Annotated in this window: 8 protein-coding genes; 7 read left to right on the top strand and 1 reads right to left on the bottom strand. The window is 70.1% G+C overall.

Annotation, left to right across the window (positions count from 1 at the left end):
• Positions 1-67: 67 nt before the first annotated feature.
• From ABT354_RS34990 to ddaH, 4 genes are all read left to right on the top strand, one after another.
• Entirely contained in the window at positions 68-748 is a 681-nt protein-coding gene (locus tag ABT354_RS34990; protein WP_351501451.1) for an FMN-binding negative transcriptional regulator, read from the top strand.
• A 128-nt stretch (positions 749-876) separates the two neighbouring features.
• On the top strand, positions 877-2,187 hold the full coding sequence (locus tag ABT354_RS34985; RefSeq protein WP_351501449.1) for a lysine N(6)-hydroxylase/L-ornithine N(5)-oxygenase family protein: 1,311 nt from the start codon (positions 877-879) through the stop codon (positions 2,185-2,187).
• 38 nt (positions 2,188-2,225) lie between these two features.
• Positions 2,226-2,456 carry an MbtH family protein gene (locus ABT354_RS34980; protein ID WP_351501447.1) on the top strand — a complete coding sequence of 77 codons (231 nt, stop codon included), beginning with the start codon at positions 2,226-2,228 and terminating at the stop codon, positions 2,454-2,456.
• 161 nt (positions 2,457-2,617) lie between these two features.
• Complete coding sequence (gene ddaH / locus ABT354_RS34975) at positions 2,618-3,439, top strand: dimethylargininase (RefSeq protein ID WP_351501445.1); 822 nt, start codon at positions 2,618-2,620, stop codon at positions 3,437-3,439.
• A gap of 623 nt (positions 3,440-4,062) precedes the next feature.
• On the opposite strand, the gene ABT354_RS34970 is transcribed toward ddaH, so the two are convergent.
• The gene (locus ABT354_RS34970) at positions 4,063-4,584 is read right to left on the bottom strand and encodes a hypothetical protein (RefSeq protein WP_351501443.1); all 522 of its coding nucleotides are present in this window, start codon (positions 4,582-4,584) and stop codon (positions 4,063-4,065) included.
• A gap of 261 nt (positions 4,585-4,845) precedes the next feature.
• Here ABT354_RS34970 and ABT354_RS34965 point away from each other — a divergent pair, with 261 nt between their 5' ends.
• The 3 genes from ABT354_RS34965 (at position 4,846) to ABT354_RS34955 (ending at position 8,060) form a co-directional block, all read left to right on the top strand.
• Positions 4,846-5,706 carry a DUF4097 family beta strand repeat-containing protein gene (locus ABT354_RS34965; RefSeq protein ID WP_351501441.1) on the top strand — a complete coding sequence of 287 codons (861 nt, stop codon included), beginning with the start codon at positions 4,846-4,848 and terminating at the stop codon, positions 5,704-5,706.
• Between the two features lie 153 nt (positions 5,707-5,859).
• Entirely contained in the window at positions 5,860-7,116 is a 1,257-nt protein-coding gene (locus ABT354_RS34960; protein WP_351501439.1) for a cytochrome P450, read from the top strand.
• 452 nt (positions 7,117-7,568) lie between these two features.
• Complete coding sequence (locus tag ABT354_RS34955) at positions 7,569-8,060, top strand: AAA family ATPase (RefSeq protein WP_351501437.1); 492 nt, start codon at positions 7,569-7,571, stop codon at positions 8,058-8,060.
• The last annotated feature ends 266 nt before the right edge of the window (positions 8,061-8,326 follow it).

The following is an 8,326-nucleotide window of genomic DNA, read 5'->3' as shown; positions in this document are numbered from 1 at the left end:
CCGCCGCCCCTCAGCAGCTCTGCGGCTCAGCAGCTCAGCAGCTCAGTACCGAAGGATGTGCGTTTGGATGTTCGTACCCGCCCCGTACCGCCAGCCGGCCGCCTCCTGGATGGTCGACATCCTGCGCGGCAACCCCCTCGCCCTGATGGTCTCCAACGGACCCGCGGACACCAGCCCCTACGCCACGCATCTGCCGGTCATCCAGGACCCCGCGATGACCTGGGAGTGGTCCCGCGACCTCTCCGGGGCGAGCCTGCTGGGTCATATGAACCGCGCCAACCCCCACTGGAAGGCCCTCGCCGACGGAGACCGGGTACTGCTCACCTTCACCGGCCCGCACGCCTATGTGTCGCCGACGGTGTACCAGATCACCCCGGCCGCCCCCACCTGGGACTTCACCTCCGTCCATGTCCACGGGATCATCCGCAAGCTGGAGACGGAGGCGGCGGCCGAGGAGACCCTGGAGATCGTCCGCTCCACCGTCACCGCCTTCGAGTCCGAGTTCGGCGACGACTGGGACATGAGCGACTCCCAGGACTACTTCCGCAAGATCCTCCCCGCCGTCGGCGGCTTCCGGATCGAGGTCACCGGAGCCGAGGGCATGTTCAAGCTCAGCCAGGAGCAGGACCCCCATGTCCGGGAGCGCGTCCGCGAGTCGTTCGCCGCGCAGGACTCCAGCAGGCACCGCGAGGCCGCGGCCCTCATGAACCGTCTGCCGCCGCCGGGCTGCCCGCTCGCCGCCGCCTGAGCGGCCGGCCCGTACAAACAGGCCCGTACAGCAGGCCCGTACAGCACCGGAATCACGCAGTACCGGAATCAGGCAGCACCGGCACATCCGCACCACACCCTTCAACCAACCATCGGCGGGAGACACGCATGCACACCAGCGGCAACGAGATCCACGAGGTCGTCGGCATCGGATTCGGCCCCTCCAACCTGTCCCTGGCAGTCGCCCTGGAGGAGCACCGGAGCCAGACCACAGGAGACCCGATCACCGCCGCCTTCTTCGAGCGGCAGCCGACCCTCGGCTGGCACCGGAACATGCTGCTCCCGTCCACCAAGATGCAGATCTCGTTCCTCAAGGACCTGGCCACCTTCCGCAATCCGGCCTCGCGCTACAGCTTCATCTCCTATCTGCACGCGGCCGGGCGGCTGGCCCAGTTCGTGAACAACCAGGACTTCTTCCCGACCCGTCAGGAGTTCCACGACTATCTGGAGTGGGCGGAGGCGGGCTTCGCCGACCGGGTCAGCTACAGCACCGAGGTGACCGCGGTCCATCTGCCGGACACGGTCGGCACCGTCGACCATGTCGGGGTCGAGATCCGTGATCTGATCCGCGGCGGCACCCGCCTGGTCCGGGCGCGCAATATCGTCGTCTCCACCGGACTGGTCCCCAAGATGCCCGTCGGCATGGAGCGCGACGAGCGCATCTGGCACAGCTCCCAGTTCCTGGAGAAGTTCCGAAAACTGGAGCACAACCGCATCCGCAGGGTGGCCGTCGTCGGCGCCGGCCAGAGCGCGGCCGAGATCGTCCGGTTCATCTACGACTCCATCCCGGGCGCCACCGTCTCCGCGATCATGCCCTCGTACGGCTACTCCATCGCCGATGACACCCCGTTCGCCAACCGCATCTTCGACGCCGACGCCGTGGACGACTACTACAACGGCTCCCAGCGCTCCAAGGACTCCTTCTGGCGCTACCACCGGAACACCAACTACGGCGTCGTCGACGACGAGGTCATCCGGGACCTGCACCAGCGTGCCTACGACGACGAGGTCCGCGGCACCCCCCGGCTCGACTTCCTCAACCTGTCCAGGGTCGACACCATGAAGCAGACCGGGGACGAGGTCCGGGTCACCCTGCACTCCGTACGGGACGCCTCCGCCTCCACCCACGGCTTCGACCTGGTGATCTGCGCGACGGGCTATGACTCCATGGAGCCCAGCCGGCTCCTCGGGGACCTGGAACCCCTCTGCCTGCGGGACGAGGAGGGCAGGCTGAGCGTCCAGCGCGACTACAGCCTCGCCACCACCCCCGAGGTGACCTGCGGGATCTACCTCCAGGGCGGCACCGAGCACACCCATGGACTGGCCTCGTCCCTGCTGTCCAACATCGCCATCCGCAGCGGAGAGATAGCCGACTCCATCGCCGAGAGGAGGGTGTCCCGGCAGTACAGCCTGGCGTGAAAGCGCCGAGACCACATCCCAGACGACAGGAGTTGCCCATGAGCACCAACCCGTTCGACGACGTCGACGGCCGGTTCTACGTCCTGGTGAACGACGAGGAGCAGTATTCGCTCTGGCCCACGTTCACCCCGGTTCCCCCCGGCTGGCGCGTCGCGTTCGGTGAGGACGGACGCCAGGAATGCCTGGCACACATCGAGCAGACCTGGACCGACATGCGGCCCAGAAGCCTGCGCGAGGCCATGGACCAGGACGCCGACGCAGCCGTCTGACCATGGCGGGGAGTGAGTACGGGCCGGCGGCCCGGCCTCCGGCCCGTACCTCCCCTTCCCCCTCTTCTTCCCTTCCCTCTCTTCCTCTCTCCGCTCCCCCCAGCCCAGACCGCCCCGTGGCGCCCCGCCCGGGTGCCTGAACCACACCCGGAGGACGTGCCATGACCACCGCGCCCGAGCGCACCGCGACCCCGCGTCACTACCTGATGTGCCGCCCGGACCACTTCGAGGTGGCCTATGCCATCAACCCCTGGATGACGGCGGGCAAGCCGGTCGACAGCGAACTCACCCTGCTCCAGTGGGAGAGCCTGCGGGACCTCTACCTCGCCCTCGGCCACCGGGTCGATGTCATCGAGCCGCTGCCCGGCCTGCCCGACATGGTCTTCGCCGCCAATGGCGCCACCGTCATCGACGGCCGCGTGCTCGGCGCCCGCTTCCGGCACACGGAGCGCGCCGACGAGGCCCCGGCCCATCTCGACTGGTACCGCTCGGCGGGCTATCGCTCCATCCGGGTCCCGGTCTATGTCAACGAGGGCGAGGGAGACTTCGCCGTCACCGACAGCTGGATCCTCGCGGGGCGGGGCTTCCGCTGCACCCCCGAGGGCCACCAGGAGGCACAGGAGTTCTTCGGCCGCCCGGTGATCAGCCTGGAGCTGGCCGACCCGCGTTACTACCACCTCGATGTCGCCCTCGCGGTCCTTGACGGCGACGAGGTCATGTACTACCCGGAGGCCTTCACCCCCGGCAGCCGCCGGGTCCTCGCCCGGCTCTTTCCCGACGCGCTGCTCGTGGGCCGGGCCGACGCCGAGGTCATGGGGCTCAACGCGGTCAGCGACGGCCGCAATGTCATCCTCCCGGAGACCGCCCGGACGCTCGCGGCGCAGCTCACGGAGCGGGGCTACCACCCCATCGGCGTCGATCTCTCCGAGCTTCTCAAGGGCGGCGGCAGTGTGAAGTGCTGCACCCAGGAGATCCGCGCCTGACCCCCTTACCTCCCTACTTCCCGACCTTCTGACCTTCCTCCCTCCCGACCTCCTGACCTTCTGTCTACGTCATGCGACTCCGGCCCGGCACCATCCACCGCCCGCCCGGACCCGACCTCCGCCCAGGCCGCGCAGAACGCGGCCGGGCGACCTCGGCCCCCGGGATCCCGGACCATCACATCCGACGATCCCCGCCCCGGCGCCATCCTCACGCCGGGCACCCAGGGCCCACCGCCCGCCTTTCGACGGCCCAGGCGCCATCCGTACGCCACCCCCGTCCCCACCGGTGAAACCCACCGGCCCGGCGCCATCCCTACGCCGGCCGGGACCTGCGCTCCCGCCCCTACCCGGGGCGGGAGCGCACGCGCGTGCGCGGCCCTCGACGTGACCACGGGGAGCGAAGTGAACTAGGGTGGCGGGCATGGTGACGGATCGAGTGGCGGAGCGTCAGAAAGCCACTCCAGCAAGCAGTTTGGGACAGATCGTGAGTGCGCACGCGTGGGGACGGCCCTCACGGCCGGGTGGGGCGGAGCCGTCCTGGGGCGGATACGCACCGTCGACCGGACGGAGCCCCGTACACCGCTGACCCACCGCGCGTCCAGAGGCTCACAGCACGGCCCGGTTCACAGCACGTCACGGAGATCCATGAGCCGGTCCGCCGGGGCCCGGCCCGGCACCAGATGGGCCTGTGAGCGACCCTCCCTGAAGAGGTCGTGCAGATACATCCCGGGGAAATCCAGCGCGTCCGTCCGCCCGCTCAGCGCGATCCGGACCCGGAGGCGGGTGTCACCGTCCCGTACCCGGACATCGCACCAGTCGGCCAGTGGTGACTCCAGCCCCTCCACGGTGACCTGCGCCTCGGCCAGCATCGACAGCCATTCCCCCAGATCCTTCAGGAGCCAGGCCAGCTGCATCCACGACGGCGCCTCCGGAGCCGGCGTCCAGTCGAACCCGCGCCGCCCCTCGGTTCCCGGCAGGAAGGGCTCGCCCTGGATGTAGACGGGCGGCTCCGGCGGGCACCCGGTGTCGACGGCGGTGACCCGTTGGGACGGGATCTCCACCAGCGTCACGCGATGACCGCGCTCACCCAGCTCGAAGGCGTTCTCCGCGGCGCGGATCAGGAACTCACTGTCGGACCGTCGCACGGGTCCTCCTTCCCCAGGTCCTCAGCATCGCACCGGGTGTTCAACTGTCCAATTTCCGCAGGTGTTCACCCCTCCCCATATGCGTCTTCGCTGCTCAGCGCGGTAATGACGGCATCGGCCCGTACGACTTCGGCCTTGTGGCCGAACACGGCCCCCAGCACCCTGACGCCCATGGCCGACAACCCCGCCCGGTCGGCCCCACCCGCCGGCCGGCGACCCCGTCGGCGCAGCCGTCAGGAACACCGTCAGAAGGAAGGCCCCATGCCGTCGTTCGACACCCCCGGTCCCCTCGCCGTCACCGTCGACCTCGACTCCGGTGAGCTGCGCCTCGCCGCCTCCGAGCGGTCCGACACCGTGGTCGTGGTCACCCCCTGCGACCCCTCCGTCGACGCCGATGTCCGTGCCGCCGAGCGCGCCAGGGTCGTCTGCTCGAACGGCAAGCTGCTGGTCGGCACCGCGCCCACCGGCAAGGGTGAACCGATCGGCTCCCTCCATGTACTGATCGAGCTGCCCGCCGGCTCCACCCTGCGGGGCCGGGCCACCGCCGCCGGGCTGCACGCCACCGGACGGCTCGACGGCTGCCGCTTCATCACCGTCGCCGGTGACATCCGCCTGGAGCACACCGGCCCCCTCGTCCTCAGCACCTCCTCCGGCGACATCACCGCCGGCCAGGTGGAGGGCGCCGCCGAGATCAGCACCGGCCGGGGCGAGATCCGGATCGCCCGGATCGCCGGCAGCGCGGAGATCACCAACTCCTATGGCCCCACCGCCCTCGGTGAGGTCACCGGAGCCCTCCGCTTCAGCTCCGCCGACGGCCGGGTCAGCGTCGGCCGCGCCGGGGGAGCCGTCCATGTCACCACCTCGGGCGGCGATGTGCGGATCGACGAGGTGGTCCGGGACACCGTCCTCCTCAAGACCGCCTCCGGCGCGCTCGACATCGGCATCCGCGAGAGCACCGCCGCCCGCTTTGACCTGGACTCCCGCTCCGGGAACGTCTTTGTCGCGCCCGAGGTCGCGACGGCCCCCACCGCCCCCGAGGACAGGGTCCGCGTCCGGGCCCGTGCCGGGAACGGCTCCGTCCATGTCCGCCGCTCCCGGCTCACCGCCACAGCGGCCCACTGAGCCCCCCACCCCCGTAACCCCGTACCACCGCCGTCGCCCCACGCGCCGGCATCCCCCCACGTACCGCCCCTTCACGCACCACCACCCCCCCACGATCGGCCACTCCCCCCACACCCCCGACGCAGACCCGGCACACCTCCCAAGGAGCCCGACATGACTCTCACCGCCCCGGAGCAGACCGAGCAGACCGTCGTCGCCCTCACCTCCGAGCTGGTGAGCGACCCCGTACGCGGTTACACCGAGCTGCGCCGCCAGGCCCCGCTCGTCCGGGTCACCCTCCCCGACGTGGAGACCCCGGTCTGGCTGATCACCCGTTACGAGGATGCCAAGGCCGCCCTCGCCGACCCCCGGTTCGTCCGCGACGAGACGAAGATCCCCGGCTATGTGCAGGAAGGCCCCAGCATCGCCCAGCAGATGATCGAGGCATACGGGCTCCCCGCCGAGTACGGCGAGTACCTCGGCATCATGGTCATCACCGACGGCGCCGAACACGCCCGGCTGCGGAACGTCGTCACCAAGTCCTTCACCGCCCGCCGGATCGCCGAACTCCGCCCGAGGATCGAGCAGATCACCCGCGACCTGGTCACCCCCCTCGCCGGGGCGAGACAGGCCGAACTCCTCGAAGACCTCGGCTATCCGCTCGCCGCCACCGTCATCTGCTCCCTCATCGGCGTCGAGGACGAGGACGTACCCCGGATGCGGACCTGGATCCGCGAGTACGCCTCCGGTGACCTGGAAAAGGTCATCCCCGCGCTGAAGAACATGGTCGAAACCTCCAAGGAGCTGATCGTCCGCCGCCGGGAGAACCCCACCGACGATCTGATGTCCCAGTGGATCGCCACCGAGAACGAACCGGACGGGCTCACCGAGACCGAGATGGTCGCGCTGGTCCTGCTGCTGATCAACACCGGGATCACCCCGCCCGCCCTCTTCATCGCCACCTCGGTGCTCACCCTGCTCGACCACCCCGACCAGCTCGCCAAGCTGCGCCGGGAACCCGCCCTGCTGCTGCGCGCGGTGCCGGAGCTGCTCCGCTACATCTCGCCGGTCCCGATGGGCGCCCCGCTCTACGCCACCGAGGACCTCGACTTCGCCGGGATGCCGCTGCGCAAGGGCGAGGCCGTCACCAGCGCCCTGATCGCGGCCAACCACGACCCCCACGAGTACCGGTCGCCCGAGCGGCTCGACATCACCCGGGAGCTGGGCCGGGGCGTGGGCCATGTGGCCCTGGGCCACGGCGCCCACTACTGCATCGGCGCCGCCCTGGCGCGGACCGAGGCCGAGGTCGCCCTCGAAGAGCTGCTGATCCGGCATCCCGGGCTCACCCTGGGCGTCGCCCGTGACGAGCTGGAGTACTTCGACCTCCCGGGGGAGGGCCGGCATCTGCACAAGCTGCCCGTGAGGTTCTGAGCACGAGCGGTCCGGCGCCCGGGGGAGCGATCCCCCGGGCGCCTTCGTCGTTCGCGGTGCTCCGTCGTTCGTGATGTTTGGTCGTTCGCGGTGTTGGGTCGTTCGCGGTGTATTCGGCGATTCCTACGGCTACTTCTTGCCATGATCATCAGATGTCGGCACTCTGGACAGTGAGGGTTTTCCGGGCAAGTGCGGTACAACCGTGCAGACACCGGTCCACACCGGTCACATCACGGTGAGGACAGATCCGGCCCGGACGCGACAGTCTCCGGAACCGTGCCGGGGGAGCCGCGCGCCGAGCGGAGAGGGTTCGGCGCCCGGATGATCCGACCCCGGTACGCCCGGGTGACCGTTCCCGGTGCGTCCGCCGATCGGGTGACCGACCCCGGTGCGCCCGTCGTCCGGGTGACCGATCCGCGTCCGCCGCCCACCCACCGCATTGGAGACGAGCCGTGCCCGACATCCTCACCCCCGGTCCCGTCCTGATCGTGCTGCTCGGGGCGGCCGGCAGCGGCAAGAGCACGCTCGCCGCCACCTGGCCGCCGACCAGCGTGCTGGAGCTGGACATGTTCCGCGAACTCATCTGCGAGGACGCCCGGGACCAGGGCGCCACCGACGAGGCGGTGCACACCCTCGGCACCGTCCTGGAGGCCCGGCTCTCCCGGGGGCTGACCACGGTGGTGGACGCCGACACCACCGATCTGTTCATCCGCGCCAAGCTGATCGAGATCGCCGAGCGGTACGAGATCCCCACCACCGCGCTGGTGATGACCACTCCGCTGGAGCTGTGCCTGGCGCGCAACGCCCGGCGCCCGGCCCATCGCCGGCTGCCCCAGCAGGTCGTACGGGAGCAGTACGCGCAGGCGGTCGATGCCACGCCCAATCTGCGGGCCGAGGGCTTCGACCACATCGAGGCGCTGTACGGCGGGACCTCGTACGGCTGAGAGCCGTCTGCGGGCGGGCGCTCATAGAGCTGTCCGGGCGGGGGGTACGGGGCCCTCCGCTCCCGCCGTGGACCCCGCTCAGAAGTTGTCATGGACATGGCGAATCGTATTGATAAGGCCCCGCCCCTTCGGGACAGTCGGGATGTCGATCAGGAGGGGACCATGAGCGAATCGGTGCGGGTGGCGGTGGCGGGTGCGAGTGGCTATGCGGGTGGGGAGGTCGTGCGGCTGTTGCTGGGGCATCCCGGGGTGGTGGTGGGTGCTCT

It is taken from the genome of Streptomyces sp. NPDC000594, from assembly GCF_040299965.1.
In the GTDB taxonomy this organism is placed as follows: Bacteria; Actinomycetota; Actinomycetes; order Streptomycetales; family Streptomycetaceae; genus Streptomyces.
The sequence above is the reverse complement of the archived record's forward strand: the minus strand, read 5'-3'. Positions and strand labels throughout refer to the sequence as shown.